At 63.2% G+C, this 19,125-nt stretch carries 14 protein-coding genes; 4 read left to right on the top strand and 10 right to left on the bottom strand.

The features are described from left to right. The first annotated feature begins 101 nt into the window (after positions 1–101). Positions 102–305: a hypothetical protein gene (locus tag ACF8SD_RS13375; RefSeq protein ID WP_173890874.1), complete on the top strand. Its 204-nt coding sequence runs from the start codon at positions 102–104 to the stop codon at positions 303–305. Positions 306–547: 242 nt separating this feature from the next. On the opposite strand, the gene cmoB is transcribed toward ACF8SD_RS13375, so the two are convergent. From cmoB to ACF8SD_RS13340, 7 genes are all read right to left on the bottom strand, one after another. Next, positions 548–1,504, bottom strand: a complete 957-nt coding sequence (gene cmoB, locus ACF8SD_RS13370; protein WP_392483535.1) for a tRNA 5-methoxyuridine(34)/uridine 5-oxyacetic acid(34) synthase CmoB — start codon at positions 1,502–1,504, stop codon at positions 548–550. Next, on the bottom strand, positions 1,501–2,244 hold the full coding sequence (gene cmoA / locus ACF8SD_RS13365) for a carboxy-S-adenosyl-L-methionine synthase CmoA (RefSeq protein WP_392483534.1): 744 nt from the start codon (positions 2,242–2,244) through the stop codon (positions 1,501–1,503). The genes cmoB and cmoA overlap by 4 nt, the downstream gene beginning before the upstream one ends. Positions 2,245–2,332: 88 nt before the next feature. Then, on the bottom strand, positions 2,333–2,725 hold the full coding sequence (locus ACF8SD_RS13360) for a protease inhibitor I42 family protein (protein WP_173890871.1): 393 nt from the start codon (positions 2,723–2,725) through the stop codon (positions 2,333–2,335). A 184-nt stretch (positions 2,726–2,909) separates the two neighbouring features. Continuing rightward, positions 2,910–5,330, bottom strand: a complete 2,421-nt coding sequence (lon, locus tag ACF8SD_RS13355; protein ID WP_173890870.1) for an endopeptidase La — start codon at positions 5,328–5,330, stop codon at positions 2,910–2,912. A gap of 148 nt (positions 5,331–5,478) precedes the next feature. Continuing rightward, complete coding sequence (locus tag ACF8SD_RS13350; RefSeq protein WP_110679982.1) at positions 5,479–7,890, bottom strand: glucose/quinate/shikimate family membrane-bound PQQ-dependent dehydrogenase; 2,412 nt, start codon at positions 7,888–7,890, stop codon at positions 5,479–5,481. 28 nt (positions 7,891–7,918) lie between these two features. Continuing rightward, positions 7,919–9,253 carry a carbohydrate porin gene (locus tag ACF8SD_RS13345; RefSeq protein WP_173890869.1) on the bottom strand — a complete coding sequence of 445 codons (1,335 nt, stop codon included), beginning with the start codon at positions 9,251–9,253 and terminating at the stop codon, positions 7,919–7,921. 290 nt (positions 9,254–9,543) lie between these two features. Then, a complete protein-coding gene (locus ACF8SD_RS13340; RefSeq protein ID WP_392483533.1) occupies positions 9,544–11,583 on the bottom strand; it encodes a TonB-dependent receptor in 2,040 nt (679 codons plus the stop codon). A 163-nt stretch (positions 11,584–11,746) separates the two neighbouring features. Between ACF8SD_RS13340 and ACF8SD_RS13335 the strand changes: the two genes are divergently transcribed. Continuing rightward, entirely contained in the window at positions 11,747–11,968 is a 222-nt protein-coding gene (locus tag ACF8SD_RS13335) for a VF530 family DNA-binding protein (protein WP_003252112.1), read from the top strand. 2 nt (positions 11,969–11,970) lie between these two features. Beyond that, on the top strand, positions 11,971–12,606 hold the full coding sequence (locus ACF8SD_RS13330; protein WP_173890867.1) for a Pr6Pr family membrane protein: 636 nt from the start codon (positions 11,971–11,973) through the stop codon (positions 12,604–12,606). Between the two features lie 120 nt (positions 12,607–12,726). Here the strand turns inward: ACF8SD_RS13330 and ACF8SD_RS13325 are convergent, their stop codons facing one another. The 3 genes from ACF8SD_RS13325 to ACF8SD_RS13315 all read right to left on the bottom strand — a co-directional run bounded on the left by ACF8SD_RS13325 (position 12,727) and on the right by ACF8SD_RS13315 (position 17,262). Then, entirely contained in the window at positions 12,727–13,488 is a 762-nt protein-coding gene (locus tag ACF8SD_RS13325; RefSeq protein WP_173890866.1) for a siderophore-interacting protein, read from the bottom strand. Continuing rightward, on the bottom strand, positions 13,481–14,026 hold the full coding sequence (locus ACF8SD_RS13320; protein WP_173890865.1) for a PadR family transcriptional regulator: 546 nt from the start codon (positions 14,024–14,026) through the stop codon (positions 13,481–13,483). The genes ACF8SD_RS13325 and ACF8SD_RS13320 overlap by 8 nt, the downstream gene beginning before the upstream one ends. Positions 14,027–14,115: 89 nt before the next feature. Then, complete coding sequence (locus tag ACF8SD_RS13315) at positions 14,116–17,262, bottom strand: transglycosylase domain-containing protein (RefSeq protein WP_392483532.1); 3,147 nt, start codon at positions 17,260–17,262, stop codon at positions 14,116–14,118. 312 nt (positions 17,263–17,574) lie between these two features. Here ACF8SD_RS13315 and ACF8SD_RS13310 point away from each other — a divergent pair, with 312 nt between their 5' ends. Further along, a complete protein-coding gene (locus ACF8SD_RS13310) occupies positions 17,575–18,993 on the top strand; it encodes an amino acid permease (protein ID WP_173890863.1) in 1,419 nt (472 codons plus the stop codon). The last annotated feature ends 132 nt before the right edge of the window (positions 18,994–19,125 follow it).

Below are 19,125 nucleotides of genomic sequence, written 5' to 3'. Positions count from 1 at the left end.
TTGCGCCGGCACATTGCAGGACTGTAATCCGCGCCTCACCTTGCTGTTAGCCAGCCTTTGCGACCATGGCCTGACTGATCGGCTACCACGAGGCAACCCCGATGAACCTGACCAAATACCTGCTGTTGGCCACCCTTGCCCTGGGCAGCGCCAGTGTCTACGCCGAGGGCGGTGCGGAGCGCTCCAGGCAGTTCTGGCAAGCCTTCCGCGAAGACCAGCAGCGCCTGCACGGCGACAAGCATCAGGGCGTTGCAGAGCGCGAGCGCAAAGCGCAAGAGAGAGCCCGTGAGGTGGCCAAGGATTGAGTCGCAGCAGCGGCGCCGGCACTGCTCCCCGGCGTCGCTGTCTTCAGGCGCCCGCATGGGTAATGCCTGTCAGTTAAGCGTTAATGGGGCTGCTTTGCCGCCCTTCGCGGGCACGCCCGCTGCCACAGGGCGCTGAATTCAATAAATGCGCGATCCCCTGTGGGAGCGGGCGTGCCCGCGAAGGGTCGCAAAGCGGCCCCAAATTACTTAACTGACTGGCATTACCCCCATGGACGCTTTTTTTATTTGCGCGCCAGCAGGGTGGCCCGGCGAGGTGCGGGCAGGCCTTCGATGGTCTTGCTGTGGTCGTTCGGGTCGAGGAAGTCAGCCAAGGACTGGTAACGCATCCAGTCGGTGCTGCGCTGCTCTTCAGTGCTGGTCACACTCACGTCGACGCAGCGTACGTCGCTGAAGCCGGCACGGCGCAACCAGCGCGCCAACGCCGGTACCGACGGCAGATACCAGACATTGCGCATCTGTGCGTAGCGGTCTTCGGGCACCAGCACCTGGTTTTCATCACCCTCGACCACCAGGGTTTCCAGTACCAGCTCCCCCCCTTTGACCAGGCAGTCCTTCAGCGCCAGCAGGTGCTCGATGGGCGAGCGGCGGTGGTAGAACACGCCCATGGAAAATACCGTATCGAACCCTTCCAGGTTGGCCGGCAGGTCTTCGAGTGCGAAAGGCAGGTGCCAGGCGGGCAGTTCCGGCAGGTATTGCTGCACCGCCTGGAACTGGCAGAAAAACAGCCAGTTAGGGTCGACGCCAATCACCATGTCGGCGCCTGCACCGAGCATACGCCACTGGTAGTAGCCGTTGCCACAACCGACATCGAGCACACGTTTGCCCTGGAGATCCAGGTGCGGGGCAACGCGAGACCACTTCCAGTCGGAACGCCATTCGGTGTCGACGTGCACGCCAAACAGGTCGAACGGGCCTTTGCGCCAAGGTGACAGGCCCATCAAGGCCTGGCGCATCTGTGCACGGGTGGCCGCGTCGCAGTCGCAGTCCAGGCGCAGGCCGTTGACCAGGTCGACTTCACTCGGTTGCACGGCGGGCAAGGCTTCCAGCGCACCGCGCCAGCGGTCCAAGTCACCGTGGCCCTTTTCCAGCTTGGCTTGCAGTTGCGCTTGCAGGCCTTGCGACCAGGAAGCCAGGGGGGTGCCCGCCAGGCGGCGGACCAGGGGAGACAGATCGATCATGGCAGGGCTATCAACGAGGCGAAGTTAAGGCATTGGAACCACGGCACCACTTTCGAGAAGCCGGCGGCAAGCAGGCGCTCCTGGTGGGTTTCGAGGGTATCGGGGCGCATCACATTTTCAATGGCGCTGCGTTTCTGGGCGATTTCGAGTTCGCTGTAACCGTTGGCCCGCTTGAAGTCCAGGTGCAGCTCATTGAGCAGGTCCTGGGCTTGCTGGTCGGCGAAGCGCAGCTTTTCCGACAGGACCAAGGCACCGCCGGGCAGCAGTGCCTGGCGGATGCGGGCAAGCAGTGCCAGGCGTTGATCGGGGGCGATGAATTGCAGGGTGAAGTTCATCGCCACCACCGAGGCGGGCTCGAAGGGGAGGGCGAGGATATCGGCTTCCAGCACCTGTACCGGCAACAGCTCCTGGAACATCGAGTCCTGGGCGGTGAGGTACTGGCGGCAGCGCTCGACCATGGCGGCGGAGTTGTCGACCGCGATCACCCGGCAGCCATCGCTGCGCACATGTCGGCGCAGCGACTGGGTGACCGCACCCAGCGATGCGCCCAGGTCATACAGGGCGGTATGCGGCTGGGCAAAGCGTGCGGCCAGCACACCGAGGTTTTCCACGATGGTTGGATAGCCCGGCACCGAGCGCTTGATCATGTCTGGGAATACGCGCACTACGTCCTCGTTGAAGACGAAGTCGGGCACTTGCTCCAGGGGTTGGGCAAAAAGGCGGTCGGGTTGTTTGCTCACGGTGGATCCAGGCTGCGGGTGGTAGGCAAGGGCGGCATTCTAGCCAAACCGCGGCCTGGATGCATGACTGGCTGACCGGCGCTGCAGCTCAATTGACCCGAAGGGCGCAATCGAAGGTTTGCACGGGCGCGACGTCAGTGGCCCAAGGTTGCTGATAGACCAGCACCAGCTTGCCTTCGCCCCGGGCGTGAGCCTGGTAGCGCCAGGTGGACAAGCCCGAGCTGCCGACCATGCCTGAGTCGTCTGGCGCGCTGTAGACCTCGGGGCCAAGGCTGTGCAGTACATCGGCTGCCGGGTCCTGCACACGCCAACGGTAGCCGGTCGAGGGGTTGCTGGGCAGGCTCAGCGTGAGGTTCTGGCCAACCTGCAGGCGGATGGGGCACTCGCTTTCGGCGTCCAGTTCGACGGGTTGAGTGGGTTGCTGGGCGCAGGCGCCCAGTAGGGCGAAGCTCAGGGGAACGAGCAGACGAGGGGCGGTCATGTTGGCTCCGGAGGCTGGCGATGGCCTGAGGATAACCGATGATCAAGGAAATTTGTGGGGCTTGTGCCTGATGCCGGTCAGTCAAGCGGTTGGGGCCGCTTTGCGGCCCATCGCCGGCAAGCCGGGCTCCCACAGGCTGGGCGCTGGCTTGCCGTCGATGGGCTGCAAAGCAGCCCAGGGCCTGTCAGAACAGTACTTTCGCCACGTCGGCAAAGCGTTTGGCAAAATGCACCGTCAAACCTTCGCGCAGGTAGTCCGGCAGTTCCTCGAAGTCGCCGCGGTTAGGCTCTGGCAAGATCAATTCGAAGATCTTCTGCCGCCGTGCCGCGATCACTTTCTCGCGTACCCCGCCAATGGGCAGCACCTGGCCGGTGAGGGTGAGTTCGCCGGTCATGGCTACCCCTTTCTTCGGTGCTTGGTCGCGGGCCAGCGACAGCAGGGCACTGGCCATGGTGATGCCAGCGCTCGGCCCGTCCTTGGGGGTGGCCCCTTCAGGCACATGCAGGTGAATGAAGGCTTCGTTGAAGAAACCGGGGTCACCCCCAAACTGCTTGAGATTGGAGCTGACGTAGCTGTAGGCGATTTCGGCCGATTCCTTCATCACATCGCCCAACTTGCCAGTCAGCTTGAAGCCGCGGTTGAGGGTATGGATGCGGGTTGCCTCGATCGGCAAGGTCGCGCCGCCCATGCTGGTCCAGGCCAGGCCAGTGATCACACCTTTGCCCGCCAGCACTTGCTCGCTGCGGAACACCGGCATGCCGAGTGCGGCTTCTAGGTCCTTGGTGCCGATTTTCAGCTTGGCGTCCGGGTTTTCCAGCAGCTTGACCACCGCCTTGCGCACCAGCTTGCCCAATTGTTTTTCCAGCTGGCGCACCCCGGCCTCTCGGGCGTAGCCCTCGATCACCGTGCGCAGCGCGCTGTCGCTGATGCTCAGGCTGGCCTTGGCCACCCCGGCCTTTTGCAACTGCTTGGGCCACAGGTGGCGCTTGGCGATGGCCAATTTTTCTTCGGTAATGTAGCCGGACAGGCGGATCACTTCCATGCGGTCCAGCAACGGGCCGGGGATCGAGTCCAGGGTGTTGGCGGTGCACACGAAGAGCACTTTCGACAGGTCCAGGCGCAGGTCCAGGTAGTGGTCGAGGAAGTCGACGTTCTGTTCCGGGTCGAGGGTTTCCAGCAGCGCCGAGGCCGGGTCGCCCTGGTAGCTCTGGCCCATTTTGTCGATCTCGTCGAGCATGATGACCGGGTTCATCACTTCGACATCTTTCAACGCCTGCACCAGCTTGCCGGGTTGCGCGCCGATGTAGGTGCGGCGGTGGCCCTTGATCTCGGCTTCGTCACGCATGCCGCCGACGCTGAAACGGTAGAAAGGCCGGCCGAGCGACTCGGCAATCGACTTGCCGATACTGGTCTTGCCCACGCCGGGCGGGCCTACCAGCAGCACGATCGAGCCACTGATCTCGCCCTTCCAGGCGCCAACGGCGAGGAACTCGAGAATGCGTTCCTTGATGTCGTCGAGGCCAGCATGGTGCTGGTCGAGTACCTTGCGCGCATGCTTGAGGTCGAGCTTGTCCTTGCCGTGGATGCCCCACGGCAGAGCAGTGGCCCAGTCCAGGTAGTTGCGGGTGACGGCGTATTCGGGCGAACCGGTTTCCAGAATGGCCAGTTTGCCCATTTCTTCATCGATGCGTTTGCGCGCCTGCTCGGGCAGGGTCTTGCCTTCCAGGCGCTGCTCGAACTGCTCCAGGTCGGCACTGCGGTCGTCCTTGGTCAGGCCCAGCTCCTGCTGAATGACCTTGAGCTGTTCCTTGAGGAAGAACTCGCGCTGATGCTCGCCAATCTGGCGGTTCACCTCGGCCGAAATCTCGTTTTGCAGGCGGGCGACTTCCACCTCCTTGCGCAACATGGGTAGCACTTTTTCCATGCGCTTGAGCATGGGCACGCAGTCCAGCACTTCCTGCAACTGGCCGCCGGTAGCCGAGGTCAGCGCGGCGGCGAAGTCGGTGAGCGGCGACGGGTCGTTAGGGCTGAAGCGGTTCAGGTAGTTTTTCAGCTCCTCGCTGTAAAGCGGGTTGAGCGGCAGCAGTTCCTTGATCGCGTTGATCAGGGCCATGCCATAGGCCTTGACCTCGTCGGTCGGCTCGGCGGGCTGACGCGGGTATTCCACTTCGACCAGATAGGGCGGGCGGTGATGCTTGAGCCAGGTACGGATACGCACCCGGGTCAGGCCTTGGGCCACGAACTGCAGCTTGCCATTTTCACGGCTGGCATGGTGCACCTTGACCAGCGTGCCGTACTGCGGCAATGCCGAGGTATCGAAGTGCCGGTGGTCTTCTGCCGGTGTATCCATGAAGAACAGGGCGAGGCAGTGGTCAGGGGACTTGGCGACCAGATCAAGGGTTTCCGCCCAGGGCTCTTCGTTGACGATTACAGGCAGTACCTGGGCCGGGAAGAACGGGCGGTTGTGGATCGGGATCACATAGACCTTGTCCGGCAGCTGTTGGCCGGGCAGGGCGAGGGCGTGGCCGGCTTGGGCCTGGGGGGTGGTGTGTTCGACTTCGCTGTGTTCGTCGGGGTGTTCGGGGAAATCCTGCTGGTCGCTCATGGGGCACCTGCGTGAATGACTATGGTGCTTAGATGGGGCGCAGGGGATTGGGTTTCAAGTTTCAAGTTTCAAGCTGCAAGCTGCAAGAAAAAAGCGGGACCGCATTGGCCCCGCTTTTACTTGCGGCTTGTAGCTTGTGACTTGCAGCTTACTCAGCCAATTTGTAAGCGATGATGTAATCGCCCATCCGCGTGCCCAGCGAGCCATGCCCGCCCGCGGTCACCAGCACATATTGCTTGCCGTCCTTGCCGGTGTAGGTCATCGGGGTGGCTTGGCCACCCGCTGGCAGGCGGGCTTTCCACAGTTCCTTGCCGTTGTTCACGTCGTAGGCGCGCAGGTACTGGTCGAGGGTCCCGCTGAGGAAACCGACGCCGCCTGCGGTCACGATCGAGCCGCCCATGCTGGGCACGCCAACCGGCAGGCCGATCGGCACTGGTGTGCTGTCACGGGTGGTGCCGTTCTTGTGCTTCCACACGACTTTGTTGGTGAACAGGTCGATGGCGGCGACGTAGCCCCAGGCCGGGGCCTGGCACGGCACGCCCAAGGGCGACATGAACGGGTGCATGGTCACGGCATACGGGGCACCGGTGTTCGGCTGCACGCCGCTTGTTTCGCTTTCGCGCTTGCTGCCCTCGGCAACCTGTTCACGCGGCACCATCTTCGACACGAATGCCATGTAGTTGGGCGAGGTGAACAGCAACTGGCGCACCGGGTCGACCGATACGCTGCCCCAGTTGAACACGCCTACGTTGCCTGGGTAGACCAGCGAGCCCTGCTCGGATGGTGGGGTGTACTGGCCCTCGTAGCGCAGTTCGCGGAACTGGATGCGGCACAGCATCTGGTCGAACGGGGTGGCGCCCCACATGGCTTGTTCGGTCAGTTCCGGGCCCAGCAGGTTAAGGTCGGAACGGGCCTGGGTCGGCGAAGTGTGGTCGCCTTTCACCGCACCTTGCGGGGTGGGGATTTCACGGATCGGCACGATTGGCGTACCGTCGCGGCGGTCGAGCACATACAGGCTCCCCTGCTTGGTCGGCACGATGATCGCCGGTTTTACGCCATCGTCGGTCTTCAGGTGCACCAGGGTCGGCTGGCTGCCGACGTCCATGTCCCACAGGTCGTGGTGGGTGAACTGGTAGTTCCAGCGTGCCTTGCCGGTCGCAAGGTCCAGGGCCACCACACCTGCGCTGTACTTCTCGGCGCCCGGCGTGCGGTCAGCGCCCCACTGGTCTGGGGTCTGGTTACCCAGCGGCAGGTAGATCATGCCGAGGTCTTCGTCGACACTGGCGATCGACCACATGTTGGCCGAGTTGCGGCTGTACATCTTGCCGGGGGCCAACGGCTTGGTGTCTTCCGGGTTGTTGCTGTCCCAGTTCCACACCAAGTGGCCGTCGTGCACGTCGTAGGCGCGGATGACGCCAGACGGCTCGTTGGTCGACTCGTTGTCGGTGACATGGCCACCGATGATCACCAGGTCGCGGGTAATGGCCGCGGGCGAGGTGGAGTAATAACCGCCGGCGGTGAATGGGCCGATGCCGGTTGTCAGGTCGATCACACCCTGGTTGGCGAAGCCTTCGCAGACTTTGCCATTGTCGGCGTTGATGGCGATCAGGCGCGCATCTGCGGTGGGCAGATACAGGCGGCGCGGGCATGCCTGCGCCACGGCCTGGCCGGCGTCGCTGATTTTCGGGGCCGGGCTGCCGTCGCGGCTGACGTAGCGGTTCTCGTCATAATACGAAACCCCGCGGCAGGTCATGTGGGCAAAGCCTTTGAAGGTGCCGGTGGGGCTCTTCACCTGCGGGTCATAGCGCCAGATTTCCGCGCCGGTGTCTGGGTCGAGTGCCAGCAGGCGGCTATGCGCGGTGCAGGCATACAGCATGCCGTTGACTTTCAGCGGGGTGTTCTGGTTGGTCAGCTCGACCGGGTCGTTCTCGGTCGGCAGGTCACCGGTGCGGATGCGCCAGGCTTCTTCCAGGCGGTAGGCGTTCTGCGGGGTGATCTGGCGCAGTGGCGAATAGCGGTCGCCATGCTCGGTGCGGCCATAAGCCTGCCATTCGCCGTCCGGCATGCTCGGCGCGGCGCTGGCCATCTCGCTGCTGTCGCGGCCCAGTTCGCCAAACACCTCACCCGGGTGGGTGAACTGGCTGCCCAAAGCGCAGGCGCCTGCAGCCACCACGGCCACGCTGAGCACCGCCGTGTTGGCCGTGCTGGCCGGGCCGATCAGCGGCCTGCGTGCCCACGGTAGCAGCAGGACCACGCCGATGGCGAACCAGATGGCCAGGCGTGGCACCAGTTGCCACCAGTCCAGGCCGACTTCGAGCAAGGCCCATACCGTGCTGCCTAGCAGCACCAGGCCGTACAGGCCCAAGGCAATGCGCCGTTGGGCCAGCAGCAGGATGCCAGACAAGGCAAAGCCGATACCGGCTACAAGGTAGTACAGCGAGCCGCCCAGCTGGCTCAACTTGATGCCGCCGGCCAGCAGGGCCAGGCCCATCAGCAACAGCAGCGCGCCGATCAGGCGCGGTAGCCAGCGGCTTCCAGTGTTGGCACCTTCAGTGCTCATTTCAGGTTCTCCGTCACGTCAAAAAAATTCAGAAACTGCTTTGGATCTTCAGGCCACCGACCAGGGCGCCATCGACTTGCGACACGCCGCCGGGGTGGCGGATGTACTGCAGGTTCGGGCGGACCGTGAGCCAGTTGGCCACATGAATGCCGTAGTACAGCTCGGCGCTGTATTCGGTGTCTTGCACAGGCAGGAAGCCGGGGTTGTCGTAATCGTCAAGGCCGGCTGCCTGGTTGGCCAGGCGGGCGTTCTTGCGGTAGCCAGGGTTGACGTGCACGCGGGCAAGGGCGAAGCCGATGTCGTCCTTGGCGCGGGCATCGAAAGGCCCTTTGAATACCAGTCCTGCCTGAACATAGTTGTCGATGACATTGGTCTTCTTGTCGTGCATCGTCGCGTTGGCGAACAGGCTCAGGCCACGCGACTGGTCGGAGGCCAGTGCAGTCACCTGCTGCTGGGCGCCGAGCCACACGCCATGCTTGCTCGAGCTGCTGCGGTAGGCGCCGCCGCTCAGGGCTGCCGGCTGGCCGTTGCTATCTTTGAGAACATCGTTTGCCTTGGCATTACTGTAGTAGTAACCGGCGCGATATTCCCCTTTCAGGCCTTTGACGCGCGGGCTCCATACCAGTTCGACTGGCATGACCGCCCCTTGGGTGCCACTGCCACTGAGCTTGAAGCCGTTACCTGACTCGAGGTTGGATGGGTTCTGTTCGAATACGCCAACCTGCGCGTACAGCGTGGGGCTGAGGTTGTAGCGCACGCGCAGGGCCCATTGGCTGACCGGCCAGTTGTACCAGATGCCACCCACCCAGTTGCCCACCTGCGAGCCGCAGAAGGCCAGGTTCTGGAAGTCACAGGGGAAACTGTTGAAGTCCTCGCCTTCGCCGAAGCGGCCGAATTTCACGTCCAGTGCGCCGTCGAAGTACTTCTGCTTGATCCACATTTGCGTCAACCGCCAGGTTTCACCGCGGCCCCACACTTCCTGGGCCGAGGTAAAGCCACCCACGCGTGGGTCGTTGATGCGGTCGTTGCTGATGTTGTCGCCGTGGCGTTCGGTAATGGTCAGCTGCACTTCGGTGTCGTGCCAGCCAAGAATCTTGTCCAGGTCCAGGTGGCTGCCAAAGGTGAACTGGTCGCTGTAGCGCGCGCTGCGATCATGGTCGTAGCCACCGTGCAGGTTGCTGCCCATCTCGCCGGTGTAGCCGAGGGTGAAGTCGTAGCCTTGTTCAAGCAACCGGGTGCGGAAGCCGCCCCAGTCGCCGAGCATCCACGGGGAGTCGTTGGCGAACATTTCGCTGGCGCAGGTGGGGGTTGCCAAAGCAGCGAGGGCAACACCGATGTAACAGGTTTTGGGCAGTTGGAGCATGAGATAGCGCTATCTTCTGATTATTGAAAAAACGACAAGCGCATCGAAAGGCGAGCCTTTCAATGGATGGGACAACGGGGGAGTTCAGTGAAGCGTTTCAGCTTGCGGCGGGGAGGATATAGGGGAAGGCGTCAGAAAAAAAGGCAAATTGTCGCAGGTCATTATTGTTCAATTGGTAATAATGTCCTGTAGGGTCTGCTTTGCACAGGAACTGCGCGTACCCAGGCATGACGCAGTTCATGTGGGGACGTGGCTTACCGGCGATGGGGGCGCCACGCGCCCCCACGATTTCAGAAGGTGGTACGCAGGCCCACTTCCACACTGCGTCCGGGTGCTGGCGCGATATCGCGCAGAATCGAGCTGGCATAGCGCACGGTCTGGTCGGTCAGGTTCTCACCGCGCACGAACGCCAGCCACTGGCTCTGGCCAATGTCGAAGCGGTAGCCAACGCTGGCCCCCAGCGTGGTATAGCCATCGGTGCTGCTTTCGTTGGCCGGCTTGCGGTGCTGAGAGGCGGCGTGCTGCACGTCCACCCGGGCCTGCCAGCGGTCCAGCTCCCAGACCAGCCCACTGTTCAGACGCAGCGGAGCAATGCGGGGCAGCGGCTCGCCGCTGTCAAGGTTCTTGGCCCGGGTGTAGTCACCCGACAATTCCAGGGCAAAGCTGCCATAACGGTTCTCGACCAGCTGCCAGCGGTCCTGGGCCTCGATGCCGTAGAAGCGTGCCCGCACGCCTTGGTACTGGTACTCAGGAAAACCGCCGTCGTGATCATGGTCAGCTTCATCGTGGTCGTGATCATGCCCGCCTTCGCGCAGGTTGCCGGTGCCGATCAGGCCGATGTAATTGCGGAAATGGCTGTAGAACAGCCCGACGCTGCCCTTGTGCGTACCGTTGTCGAAGCGTAACGCCAGGTCGGTGGAAATGGCCTTTTCCTTGTTCAGGCTGGCATCACCGACCTCATAGGCACCGGTGGCGACGTGGGCGCCATTGGCATACAGCTCGTAGAAGGTCGGAGCGCGTTCGGTATAGCCAAGGTTGGCCGCCAGCGACCAGACCGGGTCGAGCTGGTACACCGCGCCCGATGACAGGCTGAACGCATTGAAGCTGCTGGCGCTGTTGGCGTCGACGAAGTTCTCGTTGCCTTTGGCATCCGGGTCCACGCGGGTGTGTTCCATGCGGGCGCCCAGGCTCAAATTCAGGCGCTCGGTCGCTTGCCACTGTTCGAGCATGAACAACGCCAGGCTGTCGGTATCGGTGTGCGGCACGAAGGCCTCTTCGCCCAGGGCAGAGAATTCGTTGCGGCTGACTTGCGCACCGATCACGCCCTCCACCGGCCCGAGCGGTTGGTGGCGGGCTTCGATACGCGCTTCATAGCCTTTGTTCTTGAACGTGGTGTGAACCTCGCCTTCCTCTATTTCGCTGTGTTCGTAGTCGGTGTAGCCGGCATCGACCTTGACCGAGCTGAACGGGCCGTCGAGGTCGCGCAGTTCGGAGGCGAAGGCGTAGTGGTCCTGTTTCATGTCCAGGCGCACGCCGGATTCGGCCACCGAGCCGTAGTTGCTGTCGTAGCGGCTGTACGACAGGCCGGCGTAACCGTGGTCCCAGTGGTAGGCACCGCCGATGGCGCCGCCATCCTGGCGGCCATCGCTGTTTTCCAGGCGGTGCTTGCTGCCGAGCTCCTCGGCATCGCGCACTTTCGCGCTACGGGCGTAGCCAGGGATGCGCAGGTCATTGAACTGACGGCTGTTGGCATCCAGGTGCAGGGCGAAGGTGCCATCGCCGGCTTCTAGCTTGCCGGCGGTGCTGCGGGTGGTGTCGGCGCCACCGTAACGCAGTTCACCGGCCCCGTGAATGCCCTCGATGGGGGCGTCGGGGATGCGGTTATCGAAGGTGTTGACCACGCCGCCAATGGCGTTGCCGCCGTACAGCAGTGCGGCCGGGCCGCGCACGATTTCGACACGATCGACGGTCACCGGGTCCAGCGGCACGGCATGGTCGTAGGACAGCGAGGAGGCATCCAGGGCGCCTACGCCGTTGCGCAGGATGCGAATGCGGTCGCCATCCAGGCCACGAATGACCGGGCGGCTGGCGCCAGGGCCGAACCAGGTCGAGGCGACACCGGGCTGCTTGTTCAGGGTTTCACCGAGGCTGCCGTGCTGCTGTTGCAGCAGGTTGTCGCCTTCGAGCACGGTGCTGGGCGCGGCCAGTTGGCGGTTGCCCAGCGGGTTGGCTGTGATGACCTGGGGTTCAAGTTCCACCGCGTGGCTGGGCGAAGCGGCCAGCCAGAGCGCGACGGCAAGGGGGGAGAGGCGAAGCGGTGCAGACAGCATGAGGTGGGGACGTTCCTTGGCAGATGCGCATATAGTGTTACAACATAACATAACTATTTCAGCACAGAGGTTTCTTCCCTGGCCAGCATTTTTCTGCGGCCTCGCTGGATCCCACCCGCCACTACACTCGTGTAAGGTGCGCATCTTTCCTACGGAGTACAGCATGAGCACGGCCCAACACAACGCGCTGCACGGCAAGACCCTCGAACAGATCCTTACCGAGCTGGTGGCGCATTACCAATGGCAGGGCTTGGCCGAACGTATTGACGTGCGTTGCTTCAAGAGCAACCCGACGATCAAGTCGAGCCTGACTTTTTTGCGTAAAACCCCTTGGGCGCGCGAAAAGGTCGAGCAGTTGTACGTGAAGCTGCAGCGTCAGGCCTGAACGTGCTGCGGCGACCTTGGCTGACCGGCATGGCGGTGCTGGGCTGGTTCGGCCTGACCGTGCAGGTGTACCTGGTACTCCTGGCGCGTTGGCAGGAGCAGGCCAGCCTGATCGGCGGCCTGATCAACGTGTTTGGCTATTTCACGGTGTTGACCAACACCTTGGTGGCTACGGTGCTCAGTTATGCGGCGTTTGGCCGCGAAGGCCGGGCCAGGCTTTTTTTTCTCTCGCCGTCGGTGAGTTCTGCGGTGGCCGCGAGCATTGTGTTGGTAGCGCTGGCCTACAGCGTGTTGCTGCGCCACTTGTGGCAGCCCGAGGGCTGGCAATGGCTGGCCGACGAGTTGCTGCACGACGTGATGCCGGCGCTGTATGCCTTGTACTGGTGGTGTGAGGTGCCCAAGGGCTATTTGCGTCTGCGGCACCTGGCGCTGTGGGCGCTCTACCCGGCCGTATACTTTGGCTACGCCTTATGGCGGGGCAGCGAGATTGGCCTGTACGCCTACCCGTTCATCGATGTGACGAGGCTGGGGTACGGGCAAGTGCTGCTCAATGCCCTGGGCGTGCTGGCGGGGTTCTGGGGGATCGGGCTGGTGTTGCTGGGGCTGGATCGTTGGCGTGGGGCGCAAAAGTTTGCTTAGCCTGTGCCGGCCTCTACGCGGGCAAGCCCGCTCCTACAGGAAGACCACAGTCTTCAAGGCTGGTGATGTACCTGTGGGAGCGGGCTTGCCCGCGAAGAGGCCGGAACAGGCTGAAAACGATTATTCGTCGTCCACGGTGCCGTCGGCCCGCCAGTAAGCGGCGGCTTTCAAAGCATCCTCGGGCACGCCTTTTTCCAGCAGCAACGCCTTGGCTTGGCGGGTCAGGTTTTTTTCCAGCGCTACCCAGGCGTACAACCGGCCTTGCGGTAAGGTCAGGTTCTGCACCAATGCCAGCAGGTCTTCCTGGTGGCGGCGTACCCAGATCACTTCGACCTGTGCCTTGCTCGGCAGCGGCTGGCGCTCCTGCTCATCCTCGATCTGGATCACCGCCAGCACCTGGCGGCCAGCGGGCAGCTCCTCGAGCCGCCTGCCGATTGCCGGGATGGCCGTTTCATCGCCGATCAGCAAGTAGCTGTCGAACACATCCGGCACCACCAGCGAAGCGCGTGGCCCGGCGATATTCAGGGTGTGGCCGACCGCGGCCTGCGCCGCCCACGTGGAGGCAGGGCCGTCGCCATGCAGGACGAAGTCGATGTCCAACTCGTTGGCCACCAGGTCTATGCGCCGTGGCGTGTATTCACGCATGGTGGGCCGTACGCCACTGTCCTTGCCCAGCTTGCGGGCCTCGATGGCCTGTTGCTGCTCCGGGGTTTCGCCGAACAGCAGCTTGATATGGTCGTCGCTGCCCAAGCTGGTGAAGCCTTGCAGTTCGGCACCGCCGAGGGTGATGCGGCGCATGCGCGGGGTCAGCTCGGTGACCCGCAGCACCTGCAGGCGGCGCTGGCGAATCTCGTGGTTGACGCGGTGAATGCTGTTAGTCATGGAGCGTCTCCGTTGCAGCGCCGGCCGGCCCGGAAGCGATGGCTTTGGCGGTGTGGTTGAGCAGGTCGCGCACCCTGTCGATTTCTTCAGGTGTCCAGCGGCCGCTGTGCATGTGCAGCGCATGGCGCAGGTTGCCCACCGCTTCGTGAATTTCAGGCGGGCGGTCGTGGCCGCGCAAAGCGCGCTTGCTGACTTCGATGCGCATGCGCACGCCGTCCAGCGCCACCGCTTGGTCCCCCAGTGCACGGCGGCCGGCCTCGGTGATGGCATACAGGCGCTTGCTGCCCTGCACCTGGCCGCTGATCAGCTCGGCTTCTTCAAGAAAATTCAGCGTGGGGTAGATCACCCCGGGGCTCGGGCTGTAACTGCCTTCGAACAGGTTCTCAATCTGGCGGATCAGGTCATAGCCATGGCCGGGCTGGTTTGCGAGCAAGTCGAGCATCAGCAACTTGAGGTCACCGGGGGCAAATACGCGGGGGCCGCGTTCGCCGCGCCCGGGGCGCCGTTCGAAGGGGTCATGGGGGGTATGTTCACGCATGGGAATAGGGGCTCCTTCTTTGCGATATATCGTAAGATATTACTCAAGATATATCTAAAGACAAGCCCTCAATTGCTGATGATTCTCATCTAATTGTTCGATTCGTCCGCTTTCGTTGTCGAGTTCGCGGCCACTTCCGGCGGCTTGCACGCGTTCGGATTGCCCGGCTGCAGGTACGGCATGAGGATCGGTGCCATGCCCTTGAGTACCTGCACCGGCAGCGCCGAGGTGAACTTGAATGCCTCTGCCGAACGCCCTGGCACGAAGGCGGTCAAGGTGCCGAAGTGGTTCTCACCCAGGAAGAACACGAAGGTGGCGGTGCGGTTGAGCGACCGCGAGCCGATCAGCCGGCCGCCGGCGCCAAAACTTTCGATGCGGTTGTCACCGGTACCGGTCTTGCCGCCCATGACCAGGGGCGTGCCGTCCTGCAGCTTGAAACTGCCGGAGATGCGCCGGGCGGTGCCGGCATCGACCACCTGCGACATGGCGCCTTTGAGGGCGCGTGCCACCTCGACCGGCAGAATCCGCACCCCCCGGTCCGGGTCGCTGATCAGTTTGGTCTCGTAGGGGGTGTTGGCGGCAAAGTGCAGGGTGTCGATGCGCAGTGTGGGCAGGCGAATACCATCGTTCTGGATGATCCCGACCAGCTCCGAGAGGGCGGCAGGGCGGTCGCCCGAGCTGCCGATGGCGGTCGCCAGCGACGGCACCAGGTGATCGAACGGGTAGCCCACGCGCTTCCAGCGCTGGTGGATGTCGAGGAACGCTTCGATTTCCACCATGGTGCGGATGCGGCTGTCGCGAGCGCCCTGGTGGCGGCTCTTGAACAGCCAGCCGTATACCTCCTGGCGCTCGAAGCGGCTGGCGTTGACCATCTCGCTCAAGGTCGAACTGGGGTTCTTCAGCAGGTAGCCGAGCAGCCACAGGTCCAAGGGGTGGACCTTGGCAATGTAACCCTGGTCGGGCAGGTCGTACTTGCCCGGGCCATAGGCCTCGTACATCTCGGCCAGGCGGCCATCGTTGAGTTTGCCCAGGGCGCTCTTGTCACCCTTGAGGTGAGCGCGGACAAAGGCATTGAACGTTTGCTGGCCCGCTTCGGGGAACAGGTAGCGGTGCACGGCGGCCAACCGTTGCGGGGTCACGCGCATGCTGTCGAGGAAGGTATCCAGGCGCTGTTGCGAGGTCTTGCGCTGGTATTTCTTCCAGAAGCGCATCAGGTAGTTGGTGCCTTCCTTGTCGGCAAAGCGCGCCAGGTATTCCTGGCGACGCGGGTCGGCGTCATCCTTGAGCAGCGGTACGCGGTTGTAGGGCTGCTGGTAGGTCACATAGCGCACCAGGTCGCGCATCAGGCGGATGAAGGGCAAGTTGATCGACTCGCGCAGGGCATCCTTGAGCGTGGGGTTGCGGTTGTTGTCTTCCTTGCGGAAGTTATTGAACACATGCATGCCGCCGCCGGTGAAAAACGCCTCGCCGGTATTGGCCGAGTACTTGCGCTCCAGGGCGGCGTCGAGCATGGCATCCAGGCTCTGGTTCTTGCTGTTCTGCGCCAGCCAATCCAGTGACCATTGGGTGATGCGGTCAAGCTCGGCGACGTCGACCTTTTTCAGCTCGGCGACAGGCTTGCCGGCGTACTTGTCGTGCAGTTCGGCAATGATCTCCAGGTAGGTCGTCAGTACCCGCAACTTCGCCGTGGAGCCCAGCTCCAGCTTGCTGCCTTCGTTGATGTCGAAGGGCTGGTCGGTACTGTCGGTCTGCACCCTGACCCGCGAGCCATCGGCGGTGCGTTCGAACAGGGTGAAGCTGTAGCTCACCTGGTCGGTGGTCTTGGCGGTGAGCAGGCGCTCGCCGATCAGGCCGATCTGCGCAGCGAAAGCCGGTTCGGCAAGGTTCTTCAGGTATTGGCTGACCTGCAATTGCAGGTCAGCCTGCAGGGTGCTGGTAGCCGAGACATCGAGGCGGTCGAGGTCGTACAGCGGGCGGTTGAGCATGGCCGCCAGGCGGTTGCGCGCCAGGCTGATACCTTTGTTGGTGACGATGGGCACGATGGTCGGTTGCGCCACCCAGTCGCGGTACACCGCTTTGCTGGCCAGCGCCGCCTCGGCCAGTGGCTGTTCGATGACCTTGTTGGCGGCCAGCACGCGGATGTGCGAGTCGGTCAGCTCGGCCAGTTCCACCCGGCCTTTGGACAAGTAATGCGAGGGCCGCCGCTGGGCGATCATCAGCGACAGCACCTGGCGCAGGGCCAAGCCACGCGCCGCCATGCTTTGCGGGTCAGTGGCGGTGGACGTCAGCGCCTGGTTGACCTGGTCGAAGTCGGCGCCGTACCACACCCGCAGCCCCTCGGCCATGCCGTGCACCTCGCCGTGGCCCGGCACGGCCGACAGTGGCACGCTATTGAGGTAGTCACGCACGATGCGTTTGCGCGCCTCGGTGGTGTCGGGGCCGCCCTGGTACGCGCGCACGCTGGCCGAAATCATCTGGCGGATCTTCTCGGCCCCCGACACGGTCAGGCCATCTGGGGAGTGGCGATACTTTTCCAGTTGCGTGGCCAGGGTGCTGCCACCCGCCGACTGGCCGGGCAGCGCCAGGTACTTGGCCACCTGGCTGTAGGCGGCCTTGGCGAAGCGCGGCCAGTCCACGGCCGGGTTGTTGCGCGGGTCTTGGGTGTCAAGCAGGTCGCGGTTCTCGATGAACAGCAGGCTATTGACCATCACGGGCGGGATGGCGGCGAAGTCAGGGTACAGGTGCTGCGGGTAGTTGTACTGGTAGAGCATGTCGCCACGGCAGTCGGTGATCGACAGGCCCGCCTGGATCTTCTCGATATAGGGCACGAACAGCCCATGCTCGACGTAGTTCACCAACGCCGGGGAAAACCTGACCTGTTCGCTGATCAGGTAGTCGCGCTTGAGCAGGCGCGGCAGGAATTCACCCAAGGCACTGTAACCCAGGCGTTTGTCGAACGGCCCGTCACCGGGGTAGACGATGGCGTCGCTGGGGCCGGGCTGCAGCGAGTAGGTGAGCGTGCTGGCGAGCTTGCTGAATTCCCGCGACTGCAACTCGGACGTGCGAAATTCGTCGTAGGCGGCGAAGCCGACAGCCACCAGCGCCACCAGCACGATGAGGATGATCAGCCGCCACCATAGCCGACGCTGCCGGGGGGTATTGCGGTGTGGCGTCTCGGCCGGCGGTGTCTCGGGTGCTTCCGTTCTGCTTGGTTCCGACTGCCACAGTGCGCCCATAGTCTTCAATCCGGCCAGGTATTTTCGTCTTGCTTGCCTGAAGCTTAGACGGTGAGCGGGTAGGCGGAAACATTTGTCGGAGATGATCAAAGGTGCCAGGGGTTCCGGAGAACTCGCTGATTATTCCTGGATATACAGCGAAAACCCCTTCAACGGTCTTCCTATACTGCTCGCCCCTTCGCCCTGCCGGGTTGCTCTGACCCGGCACGCGGGCCGGCCCACGAGGCCAGCCTGGCAAGCCAAGGCCACGCCTATCGGCGTGGCGGGTGCTGCACGAAGGCAAATCCAATAACAAAATGAGGTTGAATCGCTATGCCAGTCGGCAACCACCCTGCCCATGGCCAGGCCACCGAAGGCGGCCCGCTCAAGCGTGAACTGGGCGAACGGCATATCCGTCTGATGGCGCTGGGCGCCTGTATCGGTGTCGGTCTTTTCCTAGGCTCGGCCAAGGCCATCGAAATGGCCGGCCCGGCCATCATGCTGTCCTACATCATCGGTGGCCTGGCCATTCTGGTGATCATGCGCGCCCTTGGTGAAATGGCCGTGCACAACCCTGTCGCCGGCTCGTTCAGCCGCTATGCGCAGGACTACCTTGGCCCGCTGGCGGGCTTTCTCACTGGCTGGAACTACTGGTTCCTGTGGCTGGTGACCTGTGTTGCGGAAATTACCGCGGTAGCCATCTACATGGGGATCTGGTTCCCCGACGTGCCACGCTGGATCTGGGCCCTGGCGGCGCTGGGCAGCATGGGGGCGGTCAACCTGGTAGCGGTCAAGGCCTTCGGCGAATTCGAGTTCTGGTTCGCCCTGATCAAGATCGTCACCATCATCGCCATGGTGCTGGGCGGCGTCGGCATCATTGCCTTCGGCCTGGGCAATGACGGTGTGGCAGTGGGCATCGCCAACCTGTGGAGCAACGGCGGCTTCATGCCCAACGGCGTGACCGGCGTGCTGATGTCGCTGCAGATGGTGATGTTCGCCTATCTGGGCGTGGAAATGATCGGTTTGACTGCCGGTGAAGCGCGTAACCCGCAAAAAACCATCCCGCAGGCCATCGGCTCGGTGTTCTGGCGCATCCTGCTGTTCTATGTCGGTGCGTTGTTCGTGATTCTGTCGATCTACCCGTGGAACGAAATTGGCAGCCAGGGCAGTCCGTTCGTCATGACCTTCGAGCGCCTGGGCATCAAGACCGCCGCGGGCATCATCAACTTCGTGGTCATCACTGCGGCGCTGTCCTCATGCAATGGCGGCATCTTCAGCACCGGGCGCATGCTCTATAGCCTGGCGCAGAACGGCCAGGCCCCGGCGGCCTTCGCCCGTACCTCGAACAACGGGGTGCCCCGCAATGCGCTGCTGCTGTCCATCGGCGCGCTGCTGCTGGGCGTGCTGGCCAACTACCTAGTGCCGGAGAAGGTCTTCGTCTGGGTGACGTCGATTGCCACCTTTGGCGCGATCTGGACCTGGGTGATGATCCTGCTGGCGCAGTTGAAATTCCGTGCCGGCCTTACCCCTGCCGAGCGCCAGGGGCTGAAGTACCGCATGTGGTTGTGGCCGCTGAGCTCTTACCTGGCATTGGCGTTCCTGGTGCTGGTGGTGGGCCTGATGGCGTACTTCGAGGACACCCGGGTGGCGCTGTACATCGGCCCCGCATTCCTGGTGCTGCTGACCGTGCTGTACCACGTGTTCCGGTTGGCACCCAAAAACGTGCAGGGTACGGCCAGTACCGCTTCCTGACCTGAGTTGGCCGGGGCCGCGCTGCGGCCCATCGCCGGCAGCCCCACACAGGGATCGCATCAGGGCTGACAGGTGTTTGTCAGAAGATATGCAGCGCCTGTGAGATCGAGCGCCGCCCGCGCGGCGCTTCGC

Source organism: Pseudomonas sp. CJQ_9, from assembly GCF_043106615.1.
Taxonomy (GTDB): domain Bacteria; phylum Pseudomonadota; class Gammaproteobacteria; order Pseudomonadales; family Pseudomonadaceae; genus Aquipseudomonas; species Aquipseudomonas juntendi.
Note: the sequence above shows the minus strand (reverse complement) of the source record. Positions and strands in the feature narration are given on the sequence as shown.

Excerpts from the sequence above, each read along its gene's own strand:
- lon (WP_173890870.1), bottom strand. The coding sequence starts at position 5,330 with ATGAGCGACCAGCAGGATTTCCCCGAACACCCCGACGAACACAGCGAA.
- ACF8SD_RS13345 (WP_173890869.1), bottom strand. The coding sequence starts at position 9,253 with ATGCTCCAACTGCCCAAAACCTGTTACATCGGTGTTGCCCTCGCTGCT.
- cmoB (WP_392483535.1), bottom strand. The coding sequence starts at position 1,504 with ATGATCGATCTGTCTCCCCTGGTCCGCCGCCTGGCGGGCACCCCCCTG.
- ACF8SD_RS13325 (WP_173890866.1), bottom strand. The coding sequence starts at position 13,488 with ATGACTAACAGCATTCACCGCGTCAACCACGAGATTCGCCAGCGCCGC.
- ACF8SD_RS13360 (WP_173890871.1), bottom strand. The coding sequence starts at position 2,725 with ATGACCGCCCCTCGTCTGCTCGTTCCCCTGAGCTTCGCCCTACTGGGC.
- ACF8SD_RS13320 (WP_173890865.1), bottom strand. The coding sequence starts at position 14,026 with ATGCGTGAACATACCCCCCATGACCCCTTCGAACGGCGCCCCGGGCGC.
- ACF8SD_RS13310 (WP_173890863.1), top strand. The coding sequence starts at position 17,575 with ATGCCAGTCGGCAACCACCCTGCCCATGGCCAGGCCACCGAAGGCGGC.
- ACF8SD_RS13340 (WP_392483533.1), bottom strand. The coding sequence starts at position 11,583 with ATGCTGTCTGCACCGCTTCGCCTCTCCCCCCTTGCCGTCGCGCTCTGG.
- ACF8SD_RS13350 (WP_110679982.1), bottom strand. The coding sequence starts at position 7,890 with ATGAGCACTGAAGGTGCCAACACTGGAAGCCGCTGGCTACCGCGCCTG.
- ACF8SD_RS13315 (WP_392483532.1), bottom strand. The coding sequence starts at position 17,262 with ATGGGCGCACTGTGGCAGTCGGAACCAAGCAGAACGGAAGCACCCGAG.
- ACF8SD_RS13335 (WP_003252112.1), top strand. The coding sequence starts at position 11,747 with ATGAGCACGGCCCAACACAACGCGCTGCACGGCAAGACCCTCGAACAG.
- ACF8SD_RS13375 (WP_173890874.1), top strand. The coding sequence starts at position 102 with ATGAACCTGACCAAATACCTGCTGTTGGCCACCCTTGCCCTGGGCAGC.